Genomic DNA, 24,393 nt, shown 5'->3' with positions numbered 1-24,393 from the left:
GGGCGCCGACCGGATCGGCCGGCGGGCTGGATCCCCGGGTGCCCGCTCCGGCCCGGAACGGGCACCCGGGGATCGGTACGAATCAGAAGGCCGTCCGTCGCAGGCCGATGATCTGGAGGGCGGCGAATCCGGCGACCACCACCGCCTGTGCGATCACGAGCGCGACGCCGAGGGTGGTCAACGGGAACCAGCCGGCGACGAGCACCTCGACGCTCGCGGCGACCCAGGCGATGTTGATGGCGATCACGACCGCCACGGCGGGTCGGCTCACCGTGGGCCTCGACGCGAGGAGGAGCAGGGTGGCCGCGAAGACGACCAGGAAGGCGCCAACGGGGTAGAGAAGACCGGCGGGAAGGCCGAACAGCCGGCCGAAGATCGCCGCGGCGGCGAGGTAGACGACGCCGTTGGCGCCGGAGCCGATCGCGTCCTGCTTGAGGGCGAAGCGGAGCAGCTTGGCGTCGTCGGCGGTCCGGACGGTACTGGCGATGGTGGCCATCTCGAAGTCCCTTCGTGGTGCTGACGTGCGTCTGATCACGAAGCTACGGAGCTGGTGGCCATGCCGAATCCGTCATCGTGACGGTAGGTTGCCAGTCGTGCTGTACGGGCGGGTCGAGGAACAGGCGCAGATCGACCGGCTGGTGGACGGCGCCCGGGAAGGTCGCAGCGGCGCCCTGGTTTTCCGGGGTCCGGCGGGAATCGGCAAGTCGGCGCTGCTGGAGTACGCCGCGCTGCGGGCGACCGGCATGCGGGTGGTGCGCGGTGTCGGTATCGAGTCCGAGGCGGCGTTGCCGTTCGCCGCGCTGCACCTGCTCCTGCGAACCGGGCTCGACCGGATCCACGCGCTGCCCGACGGGCAGGCGAGGGCGCTCGGTGCCGCCTTGGGGCTGCGCGACGCGCCACCGGAGAGCCGGTTCCTGGTGGGCCTGGCCACCCTCAGCCTCCTGTCGGAGCTGGCCGGGGACGGCGGACTGCTCTGCCTCGTGGACGACGTGCAATGGTGCGACGAGGCGTCCGTCGACGCCCTGGTGTTCGCGGCGCGGCGGCTCGGCGCCGAGGGTGTCGCCATGATCTTCGCCGCCCGTCCGGATCTCCCGGTCACCGGCCTTCCCGAACACCGTCTCGCCGGGCTCGACGACACGGCCGCCACCGCCCTGCTCCCCGCCGATCTTCCGCCGCAGGTCCGGGAGCGCCTCGTCCAGGAGTCGGCCGGCAACCCGCTGGCGCTCATCGAGCTGCCGGCCGCGCTGACCCCCGAACAGCGGTCCGGGCGGTTGTCGCCGGTGGGGGCGATGCCGGTGGCGGAGCGGATCCAGGAGGCCTTCCTCGCGCAGATGGCCGCGCTGCCCGAAGCCGCGCGCACCGCTCTCCTGGTCGCGGCGGCGGAAGGCTCGGGCGAACTCGCGACGCTGGTCGCCGCCGGCGCTCCGCTCGACGGTCTCGAAGCCGCCGAGCGGAGCCGGCTCATCGGGATCAACGGGACGGCCGTCGGTTTCCGTCATCCCCTCATCCGGGCTGCCGCATACCAGAGCGCGTCGGTGAGCCGCCGCCTCGCCGTACACCGGGCGCTCGCCGACGCGCTGAGCGGCTCGGCCTCGCCCGACGCCGCCGACCGGCGCATCTGGCACCTGGCCGCCGCCGCGCTCGGTCCCGATGAGGACGTCGCGCGGCAGCTGGAGGAGACGGCGGGCCGGGCCCGTACCCGGGGCGGTCACGCCGCGGTGGCGGCTGCCTACCAGCGGGCCGCCGAACTCACCGTCGATCCGCTACGCCGATCCGCTCGGCTGGCCGCGGCGGCGCTGGCCGCGAGCGACGCCGGTCTGACCGACCGCGCCGCCGCGCTCGCCGCAAACGCCACGCCCGACGTGGACGACCCGGCGATGATCGTGGCGTTGACCCAGGTCCGCGCCCACCGCGAGGTCGAGCTGGGGACGCCGCTGGCCGCCGGCCGGATCATCCTCGACGCCGCGCCCCGGGTGGCGGCGCGCGACCCCGAGCAGGCGACCTGGCTGCTGGTGGAGGCGGTTCGCTGCGCCTGGTTCGCCGGCGACGCGCCGCTGGCCGAACAGGCGGCGACGGCGCTCCACGAGCTGCCGGCGACCGGTTCGCCGCTGGTCGGCCAGGCGGTCGGGCTGGCCCGGCTGCTCGTCGGCGACCTCGCGGGTGGGCTGCCGCTCACCGGCGGCGCGCTGGACCCGTCCGGGCTCGCCGGGCTGGGCGTTCCCGGACTGACCTTCACCGCCGGCGCCGCCCTCGCGACGGGCCGCGCGGCCCTCTGCGAGGAACTCACCGGGCGGGTCGTGGCGGACTGCCGGACGAGCGGGATGATCGGCTGGCTGGCGTTCGCCCTCCAGGACCAGGGGTTCGCGCAAGGGCTACAGGGCCGCTACGGGGAGGCGAGGGCGACCCTCGACGAAGGGCTGCGGCTGTCGACCGACCTGGGTCACGAGCACCGGGTCATCCACCTCACCTGCTGTCTCGCCTGGGTGCTCGCTCATCAGGAGGACGTGGCGGGGTGCCGCGCGAGGGCCGAGGACGGCGTCCGGCGGGCCGACGACCGCAACCTGGTCCTCGCGGCGACCCTCGGACGCTGGGCGCTCGGCCGGCTCGAACTCGGCCAGGGGAACGCGGACGCCGCTCTGGAGCAGTTGGAACGGATCCCGCCGACCGGGTTCGGGGCGCTCGCCGCCGCCGATCTCGTCGAGGCGGCGGTCCGCAGTGGCCGGCCGGAGCGGGCCGCCGAGCCGCTGGAGCGCTACGTGACCTGGGCACGGCATGTCCGTCAACCGGCCTCGGACGCGGTCGCCCTGCGCTGCCGGGCCCTGGTGGAGCAGGACGAGGCGCACTTCGTCGCCGCCGTTCGCGCCCACGACGGCGACGACCAGCCGTACGAGCAGGCGAGGACGCGACTCGCCTACGGCGAGTGGCTGCGGCGGGCCCGGAGGCGGGCGGATGCGCGCACCCAGCTCCGCGCCGCGCTGGAGGTCTTCGACCGGCTGGGCGCGGAGTCGTGGGCCCGGCGGGCCCGCGCCGAGCTGCGCGCGACCGGGGACGTCCCGGCCGCGCCGCGCCGGGCCGGCGACCCGCTCAGCGTGCTCACGGCGCAGGAACGCGAGGTCGTGCGGCTGGCCGCCGCCGGCGCCTCCAACCGCGACATCGCCGCCCAACTCTTCCTCAGCCCACGGACCGTGGGCTACCACCTCTACAAGGCGTTCCCCAAGCTGGGCATCACGTCGCGGGCTCAGCTGGCGACGCTGGTCGGGGTCGCGTCCACCGGGTGAGGACGGCCGCCCGCGGGAGGTCACACCGGATTCATCGCCCACATCACCGCAGGCCAAAGCCTTCCGTTATGCCCGGCCTCGGTGACCACTTCGGGCGGGCGACGAGACCCCGTCGCTCCATCGCCCGCTGGCCGCCATCAAGACTTCGAGCTGTGGGACCCGCTCCTCTGGCCTTCATCCTGCGCGCCGCATGGACCTGGCCCCGGATCATTCGAGCCACCGCCGGCCGCGACCTCGCCCAGGCACGGGTGTGACGCTCGAGGCAGGTCCGGTTGCGGGGTCGGTGACAGCGGCTCCGGCAACAGCGACCGCGAGCAGCAGCACGATCCAGAGCGGACGGCGCCGACGTCTCGCGGTTCGGGTCAGGTGGTGCCCCGGACGACGAGCGTCGTCGGCAACACGGTCGGCTTGGGCGGGTCGTCGCCGCCGTGCAGCATGGCGACCAGCGCCTCGGCGGCGGCCGTGCCGAAGCCGGGCTTGTTCTGGGCGACGGTGCTGAGCCCGGGCGGGATCAGCGCGGCCACCTCGATGTCGTCGAAGCCGACAATCGCAATGTCGTCGGGGATCCGTAGGCCGGCCGCCTGGGCCGCGCGCATCGCACCGACAGCCATCTCGTCGCCGGCGACGAACACTGCGGTAGGGCGGTCGTCGAGGGCGAGCAGCCGGTCCATCGCGGCGTGACCGCCGTCGAGATAGAAGTCTGCCTCGACGACGTGGCCGTCGGCGAGCGGCAGGCCGGCCCCGGCCAGCGCGGCCCGGAAGCCGACGAGCCGTTCGGCTCCCGGCCAGGTTCGCAGCGGGCCGGTGATGGTGGCGATGCGCCGGTGGCCGCGTTCGACGAGGTGGCGCACGGCGAGCGCCGCGCCGCCGGCATTGTCCGAGGTGATGTAGGTCGACGTCGGGCCGTCGACCCGCAGGTCGAGAGCGACGCACGGCACCTGGGCTTCGACGAGGGCGAGCACGGCCGGGTCCCGGGTGCCGTTGTCGATGATGACCGCGCCGTCGAGGTTGTGCTGGCGGACGGCGCGCACGTATCGCTGCCCGTCGTCGGGCCCCGCCGCGTCGTGGCCGGCGAGCATGAGCAGGTTCAGCCCGTGCGCGCTGAGCGCCGTCTTGAGCGCGACGAGGATCTCCTGCAGGAATGGGTGGCGCCATCCAGGGCGGCGATGGTCGGTGTCCCACACCAGACCCACCATGTTGGATTTCTTCGTGGCGAGCGTCCGGGCCGACCCGTTCGGCAGGTAGCCGATCTCGGCGGCCAGGTCGAGGATGCGCTGGCGGGTGTGCTGGCTGACGACCTCGGGGGTGTTGAAGACGCGGGACACGGTGGCGACGGACACGCCGGAGCGGCGCGCCAACTCCCTGATAGTGGTCAATGTGGTGCCTTATCTGTAACCGGTTTCACGACCGTAGCGCCAGCGATGTCCGCCGGTCAAGCCGCATCGACCGTTACCGTTTCGTAGCTTGACACCCCCTAGCCGAACCCGTTCACACTTCTCAGGAAAGGCGCTCGTCGGATGCCACCCGCAACTCGGCCGACATCCGATCTTCATCCAACTCCACCCACCCCCACCACCATCGCTTCGCCGACAATGTAACCGGTTTCAGGTAACCGGTTACATCGCACGAAAGGGTTCCCTGGCATGCACCCAAACCGACTGTTGCGACTAGCGGCGGCCACCCTGGCCGCCGGAGTACTGCTGACCGCGTGTGGCACCGGCACTGAGGGAGGCTCCGGCGGCGGCGACGAAAAGATCACCCTGAACGTCAACCTGTTCGGCAACTTCGGGTACCAGGACCTGTACGCCGAGTACCAGAAGTCGCACCCGAACATCACGATCCAGGAGCGCACGGCCGCCTACAACGACCATCATCGCGACCTGATCACCCACCTGGCCACCGGCTCCGGCGCGGGCGACATCGAGGGCGTCGACACGGGCTTCATCGCTCAGATGCGCGAGCGGGGCAACCTCTTCGTCGACCTGGGCAAGGACCGCCAGTCCGAGTACCTCGACTGGAAGTGGGCGGCGTCGCTGGCCAAGGACGGCAAGCAGATCGGGTACGGCACCGACGTCGGCGGCCTGGCCATCTGCTACCGGCGTGACCTGTTCGAGAAGGCCGGCATGCCGTTCGACCGCGACCAGGTGTCGGCCGCCTGGGGCAGCGGCTGGGACCAGTACATCGAGTTCGGCAAGCGGTACGCGGCGAAGGCCCCGGCCGGCAGCGCCTTCTTCGATGGCGGAGGCCAACTGTTCAACGCCATCATCGGCCAGGCCCCGGTCGGGTACTACAACGAGGACAACGCCATCGTCGTGAGCAGCAACCCCGATGTCCGAAAGGCCTGGGACCTGACGGTGAAGGCGATCCAGAGCAACCTGTCGGCCAAGCTGATCGGCAGCTCGCAGGAGTGGAACAACGGCTTCGCGAAGGACCAGTTCGCCACCATCGCGTGCCCGGCCTGGATGATGACCAAGATCAAGGACCAGGCGAAGCACGCCGCCGGCAAGTGGGACGTGGCGAGCGTCCCGGGCGGCGGCGGCAACTGGGGCGGCTCGTACCTCACCGTTCCCAAGCAGGGCAAGCACATCGAGGAGGCCAAGAAGCTCGCGGCGTGGCTGACCGCCCCGGAGCAGCAGGCCAAGGTGTTCACCGCGCGGGGCAACCTGCCGTCCATCCCGGCTCTCTACGACAAGCCCGACATTGCCCAGTACAAGGACGCCTTCTTCAACAACGCCCCGGTGGGCCAGCTCTTCACCACCGCGGCGAAGCAACTCAAGCCCCAGCACCAGGGCCCGCGAGCCGGAGACGTGCAGACCACCATCCGCGACGCCCTCGTCCGCATCGAACAGGGCAAGCAAAGGCCCGACGAGTCCTGGAAGCAGATGGTCAGCGACGTCGAGCGCCTCGCCAAGTAACTCGACCCGCGCCGCCGGCGGTCACCCCTGACCGCCGGCGGCGCCCGGCGACGAAGGATCGACGATGGCCACCTACCTCCACCAGGCCCGGCGGGCCGGCCTGAGCCGGCTTGACACCAAGGGCTCGCCCTACCTCTACATCCTGCCGTTCTTCCTGCTGTTCGGCGCGTTCGGGCTGTTCCCGCTGCTGTACACGGCGTACGTCTCGTTCAATGACTGGGACCTGCTCGACTCCGGGTCGCACCGCTGGGTCGGCCTCGCGAACTACCGCGAGATGCTGCAGGACGCGTACTTCTGGAACGCCCTGGGCAACACACTCAGCATCTGGGTGCTGTCCACCGTGCCGCAACTGCTCGCCGCGCTCTGGATCGCCCACCTGCTCAACCACCGGCTGCGGGCCCGCACCGCGCTACGGATGGGCGTGCTGCTGCCCAACGTCACCTCGATCGTGGCGGTGACGATCGTCTTCACCCAGCTCTTCGGCCGCGACTTCGGCATGGTCAACTGGGCGCTCGGCCTCGTCGGCATCGGCCCGATCGACTGGCAGGCCAACACCTGGAGCTCCCACCTGGCCATCTCGTTCATCGTCGCCTGGCGGTGGACCGGCTACAACGCCCTCATCTACCTCGCCTCGATGCAGGCGATCCCGCACCACCTGTACGAAGCCGCCGACCTCGACGGCGCGTCGCAGGCTCAGCAGTTCAGGCGGATCACCGTCCCGATGCTGCGGCCGACGATCATCTTCACCACGGTGATCTCGACGATCGGCGGCCTGCAGATCATGGCCGAACCCCTGCTGTTCGCCAGCTCCCAGACACCGACCGGCGGCTCCGACCGGCAGTTCCAGACCGTCGCCCTGTTCATGTACGAGCAGGGGTTCCGGGAGTTCCGCTTCGGCTACGCCTCGGCGGTCGCCTGGACGCTCTGTCTGGTCATCGCCATCTTCGCGATCATCAACTTCCTGCTCACCCGGCGCATCGCCAAGGACGAGGACTGAGGAGAACGCCGTGACCACCCTCGCGGACCCCGTACAGACCGGCACCACACCCTCGCCGCCGCAACGCCGGTCCCATCGGCGCCGGAGCTTCGGGTACCCACGCAAGGCCTCGGTCTGGAGCTACGGCGCCTTGCTGGCGGTCGTGGCCGGGTCGGTCTTCCCGCTCTACTGGTCCATCGTCGTGTCCTCGCAGACCAGCGACGCCGTCACGAAGGTGCCGCCGGCCCTGGTGCCCGGCGGGCACCTCTTCGACAACATCGCGCGCGTGTTCGACACGACCGACTTCGGCCGAGCCCTGGTGAACTCCTTCATCGTCAGCGGCTCGATCACCGTCTCCGTGGTGTTCTTCTCGACCCTGGCCGGGTTCGCCTTCGCCAAACTGCGGTTCCGAGGCCGAAAGGCGCTTCTCGTCGTGGCCATCGCGACCTCGATGGTGCCGCACCAGCTCGGCATCATCCCGCTGTACATCCTGATGGCCGATCTCGGCTGGACCGGGCGCCTCACCGCCGTGATCGTGCCCGGGCTGGTAACCGCGTTCGGCGTCTTCTTCATGACCCAGTACCTCGGCCGCGCCGTACCCGACGAACTGCTGGAGGCCGGCCGCGTCGACGGGTCCAGCACATTCGGCCTGTACTGGCACATCGTCCTGCCGGCGGCCCGCCCCGCCGCGGCGGTGCTCGGGCTGTTCACCTTCATGCAGGCGTGGAACGACTTCTTCTGGCCGCTGGTCGTGCTGCAGGACAACGCGACCGTGCAGGTGGCGCTCTCCGCACTGGCCAGCGGCTACACCACCGACTACACCCTGACGCTGACCGGCACGTTGCTCGCCACGCTGCCGATCCTCGTCGTCTTCATGCTCCTCGGCCGGCATCTCGTCGACGGCATCATGCAGGGGGCGGTGAAGGGGTGACCACCACATCCGAAGGCGCCGCCGCGGCCGCAACCCGGCCGGACCTGCCCGAGCTGCCCGAGCTGCCGGACCTGCCGGCCGGCTTCAGCTGGGGCGCGGCCACCGCGGCGTACCAGATCGAGGGGGCGGTCGACGAGGACGGCCGCGGGCCGTCGATCTGGGACACCTTCTGCCGCCGCCCCGGTGCCGTCGACGACGGCACCTCCGGCTCGGTCGCCTGTGACAGCTACCACCGCTGGCGGGAGGACGTGGACCTGCTGGCCGGCCTCGGCGTGGACGCCTACCGTTTCTCCGTCGCCTGGCCGCGGGTCATGCCGGCCGGGCGGGGCGCGGTGAACCGGCGGGGCCTCGACTACTACGACCGGCTCGTCGACGCCCTGTGCGGGCACGGCATCCGGCCGTTCGTCACGCTGTACCACTGGGATCTGCCCCAGGCGCTCGAGGACGAGGGTGGCTGGCGGGTGCGGGACACCGCCGAGTGGTTCGCCGAGTACGCCGCCGTGGTGGCGGGCGTCCTCGGTGACCGGGTCCAGGACTGGATCACGCTGAACGAGCCGTACTGCTCGTCGATGGTCGGCTACGCGGAGGGCCGGCACGCTCCCGGCACCACCGAAGGACATGGTGCCCTGGCCGCCGCCCACCACCTGCTGCTCGGGCACGGCAGGGCGGTCGCCGCAGTCCGGTCCGCCGCCGGGCCGCGGTCGCGCGTCGGCATCACGCTCAACCTCTCCCCCGCCGTGCCGGCCGGCGATACCGAGGCCGACCGGGCGGCGGCGGATCGGCAGGATCTCATGCTCAACCGGCAGTTCACGGATCCGGTGCTGGGCGGCGCGTACCCGCCCGGGTTCGAGCGGCTCTACGCCGGGGTGAGCGATCTGTCGTTCCGCCGGGACGGTGACCTGGCGGTGATCTCCACGCCGCTGGACTTCCTCGGTGTCAACTACTACTACCGGGTGCACGTCGCCGACGCCCCGTACGAGCAGCCCGACCCGGCGCTGCGCAGCGCGTTCGACATCGGGGTCCGGCAGCTACGGCCGGACGGGTTGCCCACCACCGACCTGGGCTGGCCGGTGGAGCCGCAAGGGCTGTTCGACACCCTGACCGGGCTCGCGGACCGTTACCCGGGCCTGCCTGCCGTGTACGTGACGGAGAACGGCTGCGCCGACCTGCGGGACGGACCCGAGCCGGACCCGGAACGGATCTCGTTCGTGGCCGGGCACCTGGCGGCGGCGGCCCGTGCGGCCGCCGTCGACGACCGGCTCGATCTGCGGGGGTACTTCTACTGGTCGCTCATCGACAACTTCGAGTGGGCCCGCGGGTACGGGCCCCGCTTCGGTCTGGCCCACGTCGACTACCGCACCGGATCCCGTACGCCCAAGGCCAGCTACCACTGGCTGCGTGACCGCTTGCGGGCGTGGCGGGAACGCACCTCCCCCTGAAGCGCCGCCCGCGGCTCGTGGCCGGAACAAGCTCTTCGATCATGAAGGCGGGGCGTGGGCGCCGGGCTCGCCTGGCGGGGCGTCGAGGGCCAGCCTCAGCGCCGCCTCGACCGGATAGACCGGGCAGTACAGCGGAGTGTCCGTGGCCGGCGGGGCCGCGTCCTTCGCCTCGAACGCCTTGCGGGCCCGGCCGAGGTCCGCGAGCAGGTCGGCCACTGACGGTTCCTTCTTCGGCTCCGGGGGCGCCGCCTCGACGGGTGCCTCCGTCTTCGGTGCCGTGATCGAGACGCCGAGCGCCGCCGCGGCGGCGTTGAGCCCGTCCTTCGGCATCGCGGCGGCCAGCGCCGAGAGGCGGCCGACGGCCTGGTCGGCGTACGCGGCGTCGACCGGCACCGCCGGCAGCTCGAACCGGGTGCCGGTCTGAGCGCCGAACGGGGCGTCGCGGAACACCCGGTCGCGGTTCTCGGCGTCGACGAGCACGTGGCGGCCGTCGTGGAGGTCGGCGTACAGGTTGGCGGCGAGCACGTTCCCGTCGAGCAGCAGGTTCTGGTCGGGCACGGTCGCGCGGACGGCGATGCTGTCGGCGAAGGCGAGCACGTTGGCCTCGACCCGCATGACACCCCGGCCGGAGATGTCCAGCAGGCAGCCGGTCGTGGACTGCCCGGTCGAGGCCCGGCCGGTGGGGTCGGCGGCGAACAGGACCGTGTTGCCGCGGATGGTCCAGGGGCCCGCGCCGGGTGCCTGGATACGGACGGCGGTGCCGCTCGTGTTGACGACCACGTTGTTCTCGAACGTCCCGTACGCCGCACTGAGCTGCACGGCGCAGTACGCCGCGTTGGCGAAGACGCAGTTGCGCACGGTGATGCCGCCGCTGCCGCCGCGCAGGTCGAGCAGCGCCGCCGACTGGGAATGGCCCGCGTCGAGGGCGCCGCTGTCGGCGTACGCGTTGTAGGTCGCCCCGTCGAACATGAACCCGTCAAGGATGAGGCCCTCCCCCGAGTCCTCGCCGGTGAGCACCGGATCGCCGAAGATGCCCTTCGCCTTGGTCTCCGGAGTGAGCACGAAACGCACGGGGTGTCGCCAGGGGTCGCGCGCGGCGAACTCGGCGTCCCACCCGCCCAGCAGCGTCAGGTTGCGTACGGGGATGCGCCACGTGCCCGACCGCAGGCGGCCCGTGTACTCACCTGCGGCGACGAGGATGCGGTCGCCCTCGGCGGCCTTCTCGAGGGCCTGGAACGGGTCGCGGAACGGCGCCTCGCGGCTGCCGTCCCCGCCGGAGGATCCGGCCCGCACGAACCAGTCGCGGCCGGCCGGCCGGGGCGGCTCGGGGGCCGTGACGTCGAGCACGGGCGCGAGGGAGTCGAGGACGATGGTGGCGCTCTGACGCCCGCCGGGCGGCGTGAGGCGATATGTGCCGCGGAGCAGGTACGTGGACTCGACGTCGAGGCCGCGCGAATACCGTACGGCCTCCTCAGTCTGGTGATGGACGAGGCCGTAGCGCGGGGCGAGCGCCCACCACGGGCTGTTGTCGGTGCCGGGCTCGTAGACGGCGACGCCGATGTGCGTCTCCGCGAGCTCGGGGAGGATCTGCGTGTTCTGGTCGAAGCCGACCCCGGCCCGCACCTGCACCGGGGCTCCGGCGAGCGCCGGGTCGGCCTCGTAGAGCCGCGCCCAGTCGACGGCCTGGTACGCCGGACCGGCCGGGAGCTCGGTGAACGGCTCCGGCGCCGCCAGGTCGGCGGGGTGCGCGCCCGGCGCCGCGCCGACCGCGAGGGCGAGCACCTCGGCCGGGGCGAGCCGGCGCATGACGGGCCGCTGAACATCACTGTCTGATGTGGACGGTAGCTCGCCGAGGCCGGCCGATTTCCGCAGCGCGTTGAGGGCGGCGATCGGCGGGCGCTCGTACGTGACGGCGACGTCCACCGTGTACGTGTCGAGCCACGCCGCCGGGAGCCCGGTCAGCTGTGGGTCGCCGACGGTGTTGCCGGCCGCCGACCGCAGGCCGACGTCTTCGAGCTCCGCGGCGTACTCCTCGGTGAGCTCGGCCTCCGCGCCCGACACCCGGCTGCGCACGATGTCGCGCGGTGTGGCGAAGAACAGGTTGCGGTCGATGGCGATCTGCCCGACGTCGCGCAGGCAGGCGACGGCCGCGTTGCCGCAGCCGACGAACACGTTGTCGACGATCGCGGCGGCGCCGTTGACCCGTACGCCGACGGCCCGGTCGGCGCCGGAGCCGCGCGGCGGGTCGGAGTCGTCGTGGGCGAAGGCGAAGGTGTTGCGGCTGACCGCGGCCGGGGTCTCGGGGGCGCCGTCGCGGACGGTGAGCAGGCTGAGGCCGACGCAGTTGACGACGATGTTGTTCTCGAAGACCACGGAGTCGCCGCCGAGCTCGACGGCGCCGGAGCTGCCGTTGGCGAAGCAGCAGTCGCGGACGGTGATGCGCTCGCCGCGCAGGCTCACCAGCGGGCCGTCCCCGTAGGAGGCGCGCTGCAGGCCGCCCTGCTCGTCGTAGTCGTCGCGTCCGGCCCCGTCGAAGAACAGCCCGTCCAGGACGAGGCCGTCGTGGGCGCCGATGCCCTGGAGCATGTTCGGCTCGTTCGGGACGCGCAGGCCGGTCTTTGCCGCGAAGACCGTCGGTGTCTGCCAGGGGGTACGGCGGGCGAAGTCGGGGCTGTATCCGCCGAGCAGGGTCAGCTCGGGGGTGTCGACGACCCACGAGGAGCGCTCGCCGCGCCCGGTATAGGTGCCCGCCGCGATGTGGATGCGGTCGCCGGGCGCAGCCTGCCGCAGCGCGAGCCACGGGTCGTGGAACGGCCGGGCCCGGGTGCCGTCGCCGACCGGGCCGCCCGCCGCGACGAAGAGGTCGGTCATGACTTCTTCACCTCGTCGTCGGCTTCCTCCGTCTTGTCCGCGAGCAGCTTGAAGCCCACCTTGACCGCGTCTCTGACCTGTGCGAACGCGGCGAGGCCCGTCTGCTTGTAGGGTCCCTCGGCCAGATCCTTGACGTATTCCTCCTCGGTCGCCAGCAGCGACTCCAGGGATTCCGAGGCCTTCTCCAGCTCCTCGTTGAACTTCGCCAGCGTGCCCGGATCATCGGTCAGCTGGGCGAAGGCGTTGGTGCTCTCCTCCACGAGCGTGGGGAAGAGCTCGTCGTAGAGCTTGCTGGACTGCTCCTTGGCCGCCTCGGCCCGCGTGTCGAGCCCTCGGTCGAGGACGTTCTCCTTCATCCAGTCCCAGTCGGTGGCCCGGTAGTCGCCGGACGCGCCGATGCCGCGCCAGTTCCCCGCCGCCTCGGCGCCGCGGGCGAAGAGCTTGTCGATCCAGTCCTCGTCGAGCTGTTCGCGGGCCGCGGTCAGCAGCTTGATGTTGTCGACCACCGTCTGCTTCGCGGCACGCTTCTGCTTGGCCGCCATGAGGTTCTCCGCGGTGAGCTTCTCGAAGTTCTTGATCGCCTCGTTGGCGGCTTCCTTGGACGACGGGTCCTTCATGAAGAGGACGATCAGGCGGGCGCCCGAGGTCGGGAGGTATTTGACGAGCAGGCTCTTGACCGTGTCCTGGATGGAGCCGAAGTTCTTGAGGAGCAGCTGCTCGACGATCGCGTCGTTGCTGCGCGCGTTCTTGAGGTCCTCCTCGCACTTCTTGATGAGCGCGAGGTCGGCCTCCAGGACCTTGCTCATCAGCGTGGCGACCTCGGGGACGTCGAGCCGGGCGACCTGCGCCCAGATCTTGCGCTCCCCGGCGAGGAAGTCACGCGGGCCGACCGCGGTCCACCGTTCGTCGACGGACATCGCGTTGGCCTGGCTGTCCTCCAGCACCGACCGGATGTCCGATTCGAGGCGCTCCATCAGCGCCTCGGCCTGCTCGCAGTTGGTCTCCCACCGGTCGGTCAGGCCGTCATAGCCCGGTTGCTCCAGCTTGGAGAGCATCTCCTCGAACAGCTTCTCCCGATCGGTGTCGAAGCGTTCCAGCAGATCCAAGACCTTGTCGAGGATGTCCTCCTCGAACCCCGTGGCGCGTATCCGCTGCTCAACGAGCTCGCGGGCGTCATCGACATCTTCCACAAATTTCAGCGTAGGAGCCCTCGGTCACCCGAGGCAGTCGTGAACCCGATCCCTGCCAGATCAAGGATCCGACCTATGCCGCCGCTCGGTGAAGACCGGGAGTACTAGCGACACATCCAACCTGCGTGCCGGGTCACGCGGGCATGCCGGGTAACGCGATCATCACCGCGGTCGACGCAGAGATCGTTCGTCTCGTGATCGATCCAATAGGTCTGTCCAGCGCCGATGAACGTAGGCTGTCGCAGGTAGAACCAGTGATTCACCACGTCAACGAGGATCAGCCGGTCCGCAGTCGCACACTCGACCATCTCACGTCCCCTTCAAGCCATCGCGCCGCGCCGGCTCGGGTCAGCGTACGCCGAGCCACGGTCCCCGAGGCAAACGCTCCCTCATCGTCTATCGATCACCGGCATGCCCGTACCCGGCTTCGAGACACTGCCTATTCCCGCAACGCCCTACATGACCTCCGCCTTAGCCTGGGTCAGGCTCTGGCGGTATTCGAGCGCCTCGGGGACCTCTTCGTACTGCAGCAGGCTGCCGGCCAGCTCGAGCAGGTGTTCCTTGGCCTCTTGTGGCGTGGCGTAGAAGAACTCGCGTCGCTGGTTGATGAGGTTGACTCGGCGGTCGGCCAGGCGGGCGTGCATCTTGGCTTCGATGCCGACGGCGTCGTCGGAGAAGAACAGGGCGTGCACGTCGAAGTTGAAAGGTACGGAGGCGTCGCTGAGTTCCTTCACCCGGTCGAGCGGGTCGAGGCGTCGGGTCATGCCGACCTTCACCATCTTCTCCCCGAACGCCCCCAGGTTGGAGATGACGTACACGTAGCCGGCCCGCACGTTGGCCGCGCGGTAGTCCACGTCCTCGATCGCGGTATCGATCTGCGCCAGCCGCTCCTGCATCTGCGCGGCGCCGTCAACATCACCCTTGGCCTGCAGCGCGGCCAGGGCGTTCGCGTAGTGCTGACGCTCCTTGTCCAAACGAGCGCGCTCACGTTCGATCTCCTGCTGAACCCGTCGCTCCTCCCGCAGCCGCGCCTTCTCCCCCCGCTCACGCTCCTTCTCCTCGGCAACTTTCGCCAGATAGTCAGCCGTAAGCTCCAACTCGCGAACCCGCAGCCGGTGGTAGGCCTCCGAGATGCGGATGTGCATCGTCTTGCCCAGCTTGGCGATAATCGCCGCCACCTTACCCAGACGCTCCACGGCCGAGTCGAGCTTGTAGGGCTTCAGACCACGGACCAGGTTGTCCGCCTCCGCGTTGTAGGCCCGCAGCATCAGCTTGGAGAAGTCCCGCACCATCACCCGCCCCTCAGCCTCGGAACCGTTCACCGTCCAGCCAGTCGCGGCCAAGACCGCCCCACCTTCCCGCTTGGTCATGCTCTTGATCTGGCCCTGCAGCCCAGCCAAAGCAGCCTGGTAGGCGACCGCATCCGACAGGGGATGCCGATACTCGTAGACGCCGGCCTCCTGCAGCAGCGCCGTCTCCTCAGTCACCACGACCTGCTGACGGAGCTCACGCAACCGGCGATCCAGATCAGCCTTCTGCCCCTGAGCCGCCGCAGCCTGCTCCGCGGTCTCCCGCTTCAACCGCTCTCGATACTGCTCCAGCTCGACCGCCGGGAGCACACCAAGACGGTTCATCTCCCCACGGAGCCGCTCCAGCTCCGCCCGCAGCTGCGTCACCTCCGCAGCCAACTCCCGCGCCTTGCCACGGGCCCCGAACAGCGGAATCTCAGACTCATCGGCACGTGGAGCCGGGACCGACGCAGGCACGGATGCGGCCACTCCAGGCGCGGCGGGCGGCTGCTGTGGCGCGACCGGAACCGCAGGCGGCGCTTCGGCAACCCACAGCTGCCAACCCGGCGGCGGAGGCCCCCACGCCGGATCCGGCTTCCACCCAGGGCCAGGCACCCAACCCGCCGGCGGCGTCGGCCAATTCGGCGGAGCATTGAAACGGTACGCCACAGATCAATCCCCCACGTGTCACCCATGAACCGCTGACGCTAGCCCCGCAACCGCATCTCAACATCGATCACTCAGCCAACAAGTCCCACCAACAGGACCCACGCAGGCACCCGTCCGCTCACCTACAGTCAGGTACCCGACCCAGAAACGGCGCAACGAACAGGCCCGAACCGGTAGCCGCAGTCGAGCCGGCGATCACCCACGCCAGGTCCCCTGCACAAAGGTCGGCGTCCGGTCGAGCACCGACCAACGCGGCTTCGCTCGACCACTTCAGCCCCGCCGAAGAGGTCACCATTGAAGAAGGCCTGACCATAGGCTTACCGGTGGGATTCGAGTCTCAACCGGCGGGATCAGCACCGACGCGGCCACAACGACGCCAGTGCCTCACATCGATCCAACGCGACCGTCCCGATCGCGGCCGGCGAACCCAGCACGACAGCCGACGCGCCAGCGAAGCGGGGAGCATCAACGCCTGACTACTTCGGTCTTCTCTGGGAGGTCACGCCGCATCGCTCGACCGCATCACCGCAGGTCAAAGCGTTTCGCCCGGCACCGTGCATGTGAGCACTTCGGACTCGTTGATCTCTTCGCCAACGTGCGCCCAATCTGCTCCTACTGGCCAGGCCAGCCCGTCCAGAAGCTCCTTACCGCGGCGACCTGCGCATACACCCCCGCCAGGCAACATAGAGAGCCATCGACTGCCACCCAGAACGGCGGAGCACTCCACATGAAGCAGAACGCTGCACCGACTCTGACCTGCGGAAACGAGAAGCCGCAGGCAGGGGTGGGTGCAGTTGCGCACCGTTGGATGCCGTTCGGTGCGGTTGAGGGCCGTTCAGTGCACCCTTTTGCTCCCAACCTGCTCCCCGATCCCGGGCCCGTGACCGGGTTGCTGCAGCCAGGCTGGAACGGCGTCCTACAAGTCGTTCGTCAGAGATCGTGGCCGCTTACCCGAGCGGCCTTGGCTGGCGTCGGCGCCTGGCCAGCGACCGTGAGGCTCAGTCGCTCCTGACCCCCGCTCCTACGGTCCGCTCGTCAACCGGACGTGCTCAGGAATGCCGCGCCTTATCAGCGGCATGAGCGGATGCGGCGTCGGCTACCTCGGGAGGTGTTCGACCGCAGCCGCAGGCACAGTCGCGACTATATAATCCTCGGTCAGATCCGACTGCACGTCGATCATCGGGCCTCGGCCGGCGTAGCGTACGGTGAAGCTGATCTGCCGGAGCCACGTCTCGTCGTATCTCGAGAGAGCTTCCGGCAGTGCGCCCACGAGTCGGACCTCGTCGCCCGGCTTGAACGGAGCGTCTGCCGGGGCCTCGGTGCGGAGGACGGCCGAGATCGCGTGGATGAGGGACTCCAGCGGTTCAGTGTCTGCGCCGTAGTGGACGAGATGGCCGGCGTGGCCGAAAATTTGCTCGGCCTCGGCTCTGCTCAGATCGGCGAGCGCCTCGGCCGCGCCGCCGGACAGGGCCTGCCCCTCCGACAGGGCAAGTTGCGCAGCCAGCGCTGAAAGCAGCCGATCGATGACACCATCTGTAACGTCGGCCTCTACCACCCGGTGAGGATACGGCGAACAGCGGCACTTCTGTCGACCGGTATACGACGGGGCGCCGACATCCGCTCATCGGCATGAGCGGACGTCGTCGGCCTATGAAGCGGAGCCACCGGTGCTGACGCTTTCGGGCGCGCCGAAGATGTCACCGCCCAGGAAGCCCTGGTCAGATGGCTGCCAGTGGGATTCGAGTCTCAACTGCGGGAAGCCCCACCAACTCCGCTATGGCGGGTCTAGAGCCGCACGCCGATGCTGGTTCGTCGCGGCGACTGGCTTCGGCGGGGCGGGCGGCGGGCCCGGGACGACAAGACGGCAGTAGGCAGGCGGAGAGCAGCCAAGGCTGACCACTTCGGTGTTCTCTGGGAAGTCACGCCTATCCAGTCGTCTGTACCGCCGCAGGTCAGAGCACCCGACTCGGCGCGATCTCGATGAGCACTTCGGGCGCGGTGACCACTTCGCCAACGTGCACCCAATCTGCACCCACCTGCAAGGCATCAACGCTTCCGAGGGCCTTACTGATTTGACCTGCAGACACTCTCCTACCAGGAGACATAGAGTGCCGTTGACTGCTGTTCAGTGCCGTTGAGTGCAGTTGTGTGAAGCAGGACGCCGCACCGACTCTGACCTGCGGAAACGAGAAGCCGCAGGCAGGGGTGGGTGCAGTTGCGCACCGTTGGGTGCCGTTCGGTGCGGTTGAGGGCCGTTCAGTGCACCCTGTTGCTCCCAACCTGCTCCCCCAATCCCGGGCCCGTGACCGGGTTGCTGCAGCCAGGCTGGAACGGGCGTCCTACAGGTCGTTCGTCAGACATCGTGGCCGCTTGCCCGAGCGGCCTTCTGGCGTCGGCGCCGGTTAGCCGCGCCCCGCGTACCGCTCAGACCAACGCCGGCTGGGCTTCGGTCGCCACCCTGCCGACCAGCACGATCCGCTGCGGGTCGAGCAGGAGGCAGCACGTGACGAGCCAACGGGCCAGTTCGTCGACGCGCTGGCGAAACTGCTCGCCGGGCGTCCAGATCGCCTCGGTCGTGACCAGCGAGCCGTACACCGGTAACCGGATCGAGGTCAAGATCCCGTTCAGCGTGCTGCCCGACAACATCTACTCCGGAGGACGGGGGCGCGCCGGTCAGAGCGTCGCAAGCACCCCGGCCAGAACGACCAGGCAGCAACCGATCTCGATCATCCCGACCTGCACAGGGCGGAGCCGGCGTGCCGGCAGCAGCGCGGCCCGGAGCAGGAGCAGCAGGAAGACCGGACCGAGCAGCACATCCAGCAGCCAGACCACGGCGGCCAGGGCGAGCACGTGGTATCCGACGGAGAGACGGAGGAAGCGGCTGTCACCGCGTTGGCGGATCATCGTCTTGACATAGAGGACAGTGCCGAACAAGTAGAGCAGGAGCACTGCGAAGGCCGGGGCGACCCGGGTGACGGACACACCGGCGATGGTCGCCGCGACGAAGACCAGCAGGCAGCTCTGCGCCACCGAGGCCAAGTCGTTGAGCAGGGCCCGTTCCCGGCGACGCCAGGCGTATCCGGCGTTGACCGCCAGCAGCGCGGCGTAGCCCGGGGCGTACCAGAGGACAGCGGGCCGGGCGAGCGCCACAGTCGCCGCGAGCGGCGCCGCCAACAGGCCGTACACCAGCAGCTGGGGGGTGAAGCGGCTCGGCCGACGGCTCTTGATCGCCTGGAAGGCGTAATACGACAGCAGGTAGCCGGTCAGCCAGGCGCCGAGCAGCGGCAGGTGCGGCCAGCGCGGGCCGGCCAAGGCCACCCCCACGGTGTACGGCAGCAGGAGCATCGCCCACGCGCCGTGCTGGGGTGGGACGAACTGCCGCACGCGGCGGCGGCGCGTTACCGGGCGGTCGGCTACGACAGCGGTGTTCATGGTGGTCACCGGACCTCGAACAGGCCACGGGCGCCGCGCTCGGCGTCGACCATGGCGTGACTGACGAACGGGTAGTGCCCGGCTGCGGGGAAGACCGTCTCCACGAAGCCGCCGCCGGCCGGGGTGAGGGACAGCACCTGTGCTCCACCGGGGTCGGTCGGCCGGTTCTCCCAGTGCCCCTCCCGGTAGACGGTGTCGAACTGGGCGCCGACGATGTGGAACGAGCTGTCTCGGTTGGGGCCGGCGTCGAGCAGCCAGACCCGGACCCGTTCACCGGCCCGGGCGGGCAGCGGACGGTGCGCGTACTGGGCGGGGTAGCCGTTGAAGACGACGGCGTCGGGGCGCTCCGCCTGCATCGCGGCCAGGTCGCCGGGCTCGCCGTCCGGGCCGAGGTAGAACTCGGACTGGACGAGCACGAACTCGCGATCGACGCGGGGCAGGTCGGGCGGGTCGACGATGACCGCACCGTACATCCCGTTGCCGATGTGGTGCAGCATCGGCATGGTCGAGCAGTGGTACATCCAGATGCCGGCGCGGGTCGCGGTGAACCGGTAGGTCAGCCGCTGCCCGGGGTCGATCGGGCGCATCACCTCGTCCGGGGCGACGGCACCGGCGTGGAAGTCGATGCCGTGGTCCAGGGTGCCGTCGTTGACCAGGGTGATCTCGAAGGTGTCGCCGACCCGGCCGCGCAACACCGGGCCGGGCACGGTTCCGTCGAAGGTCCACAGCCGCTGCCGTACCCCGGGCGCGACCTCCCGGACGACTTCCCGGACGTGCAGCTCACGCCGGTGCAGCCGGCCGGGCGGCGCGGGCGGCGCGGTGGCGTCCCGGGCGACGAAGGCCGCGCCAGGGTCGGCCATGGCATCGAGGCGCGGCCTCGTTCCCTCCGTCGCCGCGGCCGTCCCTGTCGGAGCGGCCACAGTGGCCCCCGTCGGGACGATCCGCAGTGTCATGCCGGCCTGCCGGTGGGCGGGCAGGGAGCACCAGCCCTCCACCGTCGCCCCGATCACGCCGGCGTCCAGCCGGGCGTCGCCGCCCCGCGTCAGCAGCGGTGTCTTCGCCCCGGAGGCCAGGACGAGGTCGTGGCGGCGGTTGTCCCGGTTGGTCAGCTCGATGACCAGTCGATCACCCCGGGGCACGTCGATCCGGTCGGGGTGGAAACGCATGCCGTCGGCGACCACGGTGACCGTGGTGGTGTGCCCGGTCGGGGTGACGGCGGTGGCGGCGGCGGGGACGGGCGCGTCACCGGAGACGCGTTGGGCGGCGACCCCGACGAGGACGGCGACGAGGACGAGGGCGAGACCCGCGGCTGCTCCGCCGAGCGGGCGGGGCACGGGGGCGTCGGTGCGCGCGGACACGGGTTACCTCCGGGCGGTGAGCAGGACCCGCACGGCCGGCACGAGGAACTGCACCAGCGCGGCGAGGATCAGCAGTGAGGTGGTGATGCGGACGAACGGCGGGGTGGGCAGGACGAGGACCAGCAGGGCGGCGTTGGTCATCGCGACGCGCTGCGGGCCGTGCCGCTCCAGCAGCGCGGCGCGGCGGCGCACCGGCGCGGGTCCGCCGCCGAGCACCACGGGCAGCAGGTGGGTCAGGGCTCCGACGAGGACCTGGGCGACGAAGCCGACCAGCAGCGGGAGCAGCACCGCACCGAAGCGGTCGGCCGCGCCGGCCGGGTCCGCAGCGGGCAGCAGCGTCGCGGCGTCCACAGCGAGAGCGACCATCAGCCAGCCGCCGGCCGCGGCGAGCGACCAGGACGCGAACGCGTACGGGGGGCGAGTGCGCGCGACGGCCAGCGCGGGGCGCAGGGCGACCAGCGCGCCGAGGGCGAACAGGCTCAGCCCGGCCGCGGTGACGAGCCGCCACCAGGCGAGCAGGCCGACGCCCAGCAGGACCAGTCCGGTCGTCGCCACCGGCAGCGCGACGGTGGCGGCTCGGACCGCACCGTCGGCCATCCGGGTACGCAGCACGGTGGGCCAGAGTGTCAGCAGTGTCCCGAGGACGGTCAGCGTCACCCAACCGAGCAGGTTCACGTGGGCGTGGAACAGCAGCAGCCGGGGGCGCAGCGGGTCGTCGATCACCAGCATCCCGGCGCCGACCGGCACGCCGGCGAGCAGGGCCACGGTCGCCGCCAGGTAGTAGCGGACCGTGACGGAGAACCGGGCCGGCAGGGCGCGGCGCAGCCGGCGGGTGAGCGCGACGAGGTGGGCGGTCACCGCGACGAAGACCAGCGTGGCGCCCGCCACGCCCAGCCAGGGGCGGTCGGCCGTGCCGCCGGTCAGGACCGCCAGGACGCCCACGTTGAGCGCGGCCAGCCGGGCCGCCTCGGCGCGGCGGCGGTCCGGGGCGGGAGCACGCAGCACGGCGGCGGCGAAGTGGGCGCTCCACACCACGACGGCGTTGCTGACCGCACCGAGCAGCAGCAGGTGGATGGCCGTCCAGTGCCACGCGGGGAGGAACGGATGGACGAAGGCGAACACGACCAGCCCGGCCAGGTAGGCCAACGGCAGCGCAGCGACCCGGCGGTGCCAGCCGGCCCGCCGAAGGCCCGCCGCCACGGCCGGAGCGGTCACCGGGCCGGGGGCCGGGGCGGCGGGACCGGCCGACGCGACTGCCGAGACGGTCGGCCCGGGCCTCGGGCCCGAGGGCGCGGTCGGGGCGGAGTCGCCGCGGGTGCCGGCCATCACCGCACCGCCGGCACGACCGGCGGGACGACCGCCGTCCGGGTCCGCCGCCGGGCGGCGCGGACCAACGCGGCCACCACTCCGCCGACGAAACCGAGCACCGCCAGGACGTTGCCGACGCCGCCCCAGCGCCACCCGGCCGGCACGCCGAGCACGTCGCCGACCAGGACCCGGATCGTCAGGGTGGTGTGCAGCAGGGCGAGCGGGGCGTACAGCCACGGTCCGTAGGGCAGTGGGCGGCGAAGCACAGCCGGCAGGATCACTGGAGCGTGCGCGAAGATCATCGACATGGTGAAGCCCAGGAAGACCAGGTGCAGGGTGGCGTCGTAACGGGAGCCGCCGGTGACCGGCCCGGCGCCGGCCCACAGCAGGCCGGCCAGCGCCAGCCAGGCGTACCCGGTGAGCAGGCCGACCGCGACGTAGCGGGGGAGGCCGACGGCGCGCACCGTGCGGCGGGCGACGTCGCAGACCACCAGCCAGGCCACCGTCGCGAGCAGGCCGACCCCGAAGAGGTACGCCCCGACGGCCGGCCAGAGCGCGGCGGCGGTGGCGCCGGCGGTCAGCGTGCCGAGGGCGGCGAGGAACCAGCCGACGCCGTGCCGGGGCAGCGTGAGGTGAGCGAGTTCCAGACGCTCCCCGGCGATGGTGGCCACCACGAAGGTGGCCAGCCAGGGCACGATCTCCGGCACGCTGAGGCCGGCGAGCCAGAGCAGGGTAGCGGCGTACCAGCTCAGCGCGCCGGTGACCTGGGCCAGCAGCGCCGGGCCGGGCTGCCGCCACCACAGCCGCTGGTAGATCAGCAGCAGCAGCACCGAGGCGAGCATGAGCAGCAGCCGGCCGGGCAGGCTCGGCCCGGTCAGCACCAGCAGCACCGCCCCGGCGCCGGAGCAGGCGGGTGCGAGCAGGGCCCACCGGGTGCCGAGGGCCACCGCGCGTTCCAGCGCCACCAGGGTGCCGACGAAGCCCAGCACCATCAGCGGGCCGTGCACCTGCTCCAGTGGGACGTGAGGCGCGGGCATCGGCAGGCCGAGCAGCAGCAGGGCGGCGTAGAGACCGCTCACCAGGGCGAAGCCGCCCGCGGCGAGGACGGGGAGACGCCATCGTACGGCGACCGGCCGTGGGTTCATGCCGGCTCTTCGGTGATGTTCGGCAGGGCCAGCCGCACCACGCAGGCGTCGGGTGCGCCGAAGGGTTCGAGCACGGCGCCGGCCGGTGAGGCACCGGCGTGTTCGAGCGTGCCGCGGACCACGCCGACGTGCAGGGCGCAGATCGCGTCGGGGTTGCGGTTGACCAGTTCCAGGAAGGGACAGGTGTGCAGGTGGATCTCGGTCGCCCCGTCGGCCGTCCGGTGTCGGCGGGGATTGAAGCCCAGCCCGCGCAGGACGTCGAGCAGCGTCTCGACGGGCTCCCTGCCGGGCGGGGTGGCGGCGGCGAGGTGGCGTCCCCAGGCCTGGCCGGCGCGGGTGGCCTCCGCCCGGACGTCTCCGTGGCCACGCCGCGACAGGTGGTCGAGCAGGGCGGCGGCGAGTGCCCGGTAGGGCGCGGGGGCCGGGGCCTCCGCGACGGCCCGGTAGCGCCACGCCGGCCGTCCGGGCTGGCCCCCACTGGCCCGCGCCTTGACCAACAGTCCGGCGTCGACCAGGCGGTCGAGGTGGGCGCGGGCGGTGGACAGGTGCAGGCCCGTCCGTTCCCCCACCTCGGCGATCGTCATGCCGACGCCGGCGGCGCGCACGAACTCCAGGATCGAGGCCCGGCTGGCGGTGCCGAGGGCCCGGTGGCGTTGCGGGTCGATGGTCTCGCCGGCCGGCCCTGTTCTCGGGGTTTCCACGTTAGATAACGTTACAACGTCGTTCACCCGCAAAACCCTGGAGGGCTCCATGTCCGCCTCACGCTCCCCGGCCGACCACGAGGCCGCGCAGGCCGTCGTCCGGCACCACGCCCAGCTCGCCGCCGACCTCGACCGGCACGTCGGAAACCTGCTGACCGCGGCCGACCAGGGTGACGCCGCCGGGGCGCTCCGGCACCGCGACGAACTGCTCCGATGGCTCCGCGACGAACTGCTGCCGCACGCGCACGCCGAGGAGGAATCCCTCTACGCCGCCGCCGGTGAGCGGGCCGAGGGTGAGCTGCTGGTCCGGGGCATGCTCGACGAGCACCAGGCGATCACCGGCCTGGTCGCCGAGCTGGAGACCGGCAACCGGCCGGTACGCCTCGCCGGCACCGCGCGCGCCCTCGCCGCGCTCCTCGCCGTCCACCTGGCCAAGGAGAACGACCTGGTCGTCCCGCTGCTGGTGGACGCGGCCGACGTCTCGCTGGCGAAGTTGCTGGAGGGGATGCATGATCTGCTCGGCTCCTCGGAAGGCTCGAAAGGCGGCGGTTGCGGCGGGGGTGGCTGCGGCTGCGGTGGTGACCGGGCACCGGCCGACGCGGCGGCACCGACCCTGACCATCGATCCCCGGCTGGACGTCCGGCAGCTCCCGCACGACCAGCGCCACGCGCGGGTGCAGGCGGCGCTGGAGGCGCTGCCGGCCGGTGGAGCGCTGGTGCTGGTCGCCCCGCACGCACCCCGCCCGCTGCTGGCCGAGGTCGCAGCCCGCTACGGCGACGGCATGACCAGCGAGTGGCTGCAGGACGGGCCGGACGTGTGGCAGATCCGGCTCTCCCGCCGGCCGTTGACGGTCTGAGCAGTCTGTCGGTGCCCGGGCGGCGGGGGTCAGGG

18 protein-coding genes are annotated in these 24,393 nt (G+C 71.3%); 6 read left to right on the top strand and 12 right to left on the bottom strand.

The genetic code is table 11. The features are described from left to right. Positions 1 to 82: 82 nt before the first annotated feature. On the bottom strand, positions 83 to 496 hold the full coding sequence (locus tag ACN27C_RS20625; protein ID WP_121684875.1) for a hypothetical protein: 414 nt from the start codon (positions 494 to 496) through the stop codon (positions 83 to 85). 97 nt (positions 497 to 593) lie between these two features. On the opposite strand from ACN27C_RS20625, the gene ACN27C_RS20620 reads away from it, so the two are divergent. After that, positions 594 to 3,278, top strand: coding sequence for a helix-turn-helix transcriptional regulator (locus ACN27C_RS20620; RefSeq protein WP_422747461.1), 2,685 nt, complete (start codon positions 594 to 596; stop codon positions 3,276 to 3,278). 362 nt (positions 3,279 to 3,640) lie between these two features. Here the strand turns inward: ACN27C_RS20620 and ACN27C_RS20615 are convergent, their stop codons facing one another. Then, the gene (locus tag ACN27C_RS20615; RefSeq protein WP_121684873.1) at positions 3,641 to 4,654 is read right to left on the bottom strand and encodes a LacI family DNA-binding transcriptional regulator; all 1,014 of its coding nucleotides are present in this window, start codon (positions 4,652 to 4,654) and stop codon (positions 3,641 to 3,643) included. Positions 4,655 to 4,921: 267 nt separating this feature from the next. Here ACN27C_RS20615 and ACN27C_RS20610 point away from each other — a divergent pair, with 267 nt between their 5' ends. From ACN27C_RS20610 to ACN27C_RS20595, 4 genes are all read left to right on the top strand, one after another. Continuing rightward, a complete protein-coding gene (locus ACN27C_RS20610) occupies positions 4,922 to 6,193 on the top strand; it encodes an extracellular solute-binding protein (RefSeq protein ID WP_422747459.1) in 1,272 nt (423 codons plus the stop codon). Between the two features lie 64 nt (positions 6,194 to 6,257). After that, positions 6,258 to 7,190, top strand: coding sequence for a carbohydrate ABC transporter permease (locus ACN27C_RS20605; protein WP_030500465.1), 933 nt, complete (start codon positions 6,258 to 6,260; stop codon positions 7,188 to 7,190). A 10-nt stretch (positions 7,191 to 7,200) separates the two neighbouring features. Continuing rightward, on the top strand, positions 7,201 to 8,100 hold the full coding sequence (locus ACN27C_RS20600) for a carbohydrate ABC transporter permease (protein ID WP_104115718.1): 900 nt from the start codon (positions 7,201 to 7,203) through the stop codon (positions 8,098 to 8,100). A 44-nt stretch (positions 8,101 to 8,144) separates the two neighbouring features. Next, the gene (locus ACN27C_RS20595; protein ID WP_422751661.1) at positions 8,145 to 9,539 is read left to right on the top strand and encodes a GH1 family beta-glucosidase; all 1,395 of its coding nucleotides are present in this window, start codon (positions 8,145 to 8,147) and stop codon (positions 9,537 to 9,539) included. A 39-nt stretch (positions 9,540 to 9,578) separates the two neighbouring features. Here ACN27C_RS20595 and ACN27C_RS20590 read toward each other — a convergent pair whose 3' ends face one another. The 10 genes from ACN27C_RS20590 to ACN27C_RS20545 all read right to left on the bottom strand — a co-directional run bounded on the left by ACN27C_RS20590 (position 9,579) and on the right by ACN27C_RS20545 (position 23,553). Next, positions 9,579 to 12,410, bottom strand: coding sequence for a hypothetical protein (locus tag ACN27C_RS20590; RefSeq protein WP_422747456.1), 2,832 nt, complete (start codon positions 12,408 to 12,410; stop codon positions 9,579 to 9,581). Continuing rightward, positions 12,407 to 13,600 carry a hypothetical protein gene (locus tag ACN27C_RS20585; RefSeq protein WP_355511459.1) on the bottom strand — a complete coding sequence of 398 codons (1,194 nt, stop codon included), beginning with the start codon at positions 13,598 to 13,600 and terminating at the stop codon, positions 12,407 to 12,409. Before ACN27C_RS20585 ends, ACN27C_RS20590 begins: the two co-directional genes overlap by 4 nt. Before the next feature lie 455 nt (positions 13,601 to 14,055). Beyond that, positions 14,056 to 15,276, bottom strand: a complete 1,221-nt coding sequence (locus ACN27C_RS20580) for a DUF4041 domain-containing protein (protein ID WP_422747454.1) — start codon at positions 15,274 to 15,276, stop codon at positions 14,056 to 14,058. A 1,378-nt stretch (positions 15,277 to 16,654) separates the two neighbouring features. Continuing rightward, a complete protein-coding gene (locus tag ACN27C_RS20575; protein WP_280841877.1) occupies positions 16,655 to 17,113 on the bottom strand; it encodes a hypothetical protein in 459 nt (152 codons plus the stop codon). Positions 17,114 to 17,982: 869 nt separating this feature from the next. Continuing rightward, on the bottom strand, positions 17,983 to 18,201 hold the full coding sequence (locus tag ACN27C_RS20570; protein ID WP_422747451.1) for a hypothetical protein: 219 nt from the start codon (positions 18,199 to 18,201) through the stop codon (positions 17,983 to 17,985). Positions 18,202 to 18,231: 30 nt separating this feature from the next. Continuing rightward, positions 18,232 to 18,990, bottom strand: a complete 759-nt coding sequence (locus tag ACN27C_RS20565) for a YwiC-like family protein (RefSeq protein WP_422751660.1) — start codon at positions 18,988 to 18,990, stop codon at positions 18,232 to 18,234. Positions 18,991 to 18,995: 5 nt separating this feature from the next. Beyond that, positions 18,996 to 20,348 carry a multicopper oxidase domain-containing protein gene (locus tag ACN27C_RS20560; RefSeq protein ID WP_422747449.1) on the bottom strand — a complete coding sequence of 451 codons (1,353 nt, stop codon included), beginning with the start codon at positions 20,346 to 20,348 and terminating at the stop codon, positions 18,996 to 18,998. A gap of 3 nt (positions 20,349 to 20,351) precedes the next feature. Beyond that, positions 20,352 to 21,674 (bottom strand): hypothetical protein, encoded by a 1,323-nt coding sequence (locus ACN27C_RS20555; RefSeq protein ID WP_355513415.1) that lies wholly within the window; start codon positions 21,672 to 21,674, stop codon positions 20,352 to 20,354. After that, on the bottom strand, positions 21,674 to 22,801 hold the full coding sequence (locus ACN27C_RS20550) for a hypothetical protein (RefSeq protein WP_209960727.1): 1,128 nt from the start codon (positions 22,799 to 22,801) through the stop codon (positions 21,674 to 21,676). The genes ACN27C_RS20555 and ACN27C_RS20550 overlap by 1 nt, the downstream gene beginning before the upstream one ends. Beyond that, positions 22,798 to 23,553, bottom strand: a complete 756-nt coding sequence (locus ACN27C_RS20545) for a helix-turn-helix transcriptional regulator (protein WP_245254704.1) — start codon at positions 23,551 to 23,553, stop codon at positions 22,798 to 22,800. The genes ACN27C_RS20550 and ACN27C_RS20545 overlap by 4 nt, the downstream gene beginning before the upstream one ends. On the opposite strand from ACN27C_RS20545, the gene ACN27C_RS20540 reads away from it, so the two are divergent. After that, positions 23,552 to 24,358 (top strand): DUF2249 domain-containing protein, encoded by an 807-nt coding sequence (locus ACN27C_RS20540; protein WP_209960726.1) that lies wholly within the window; start codon positions 23,552 to 23,554, stop codon positions 24,356 to 24,358. The genes ACN27C_RS20545 and ACN27C_RS20540 overlap by 2 nt on opposite strands. Positions 24,359 to 24,393 lie beyond the last annotated feature (35 nt).

It is taken from the genome of Micromonospora sp. WMMD1219 (assembly GCF_049315215.1).
GTDB lineage: Bacteria > Actinomycetota > Actinomycetes > Mycobacteriales > Micromonosporaceae > Micromonospora > Micromonospora tulbaghiae.
Note: the sequence above shows the minus strand (reverse complement) of the source record. Positions and strands in the feature narration are given on the sequence as shown.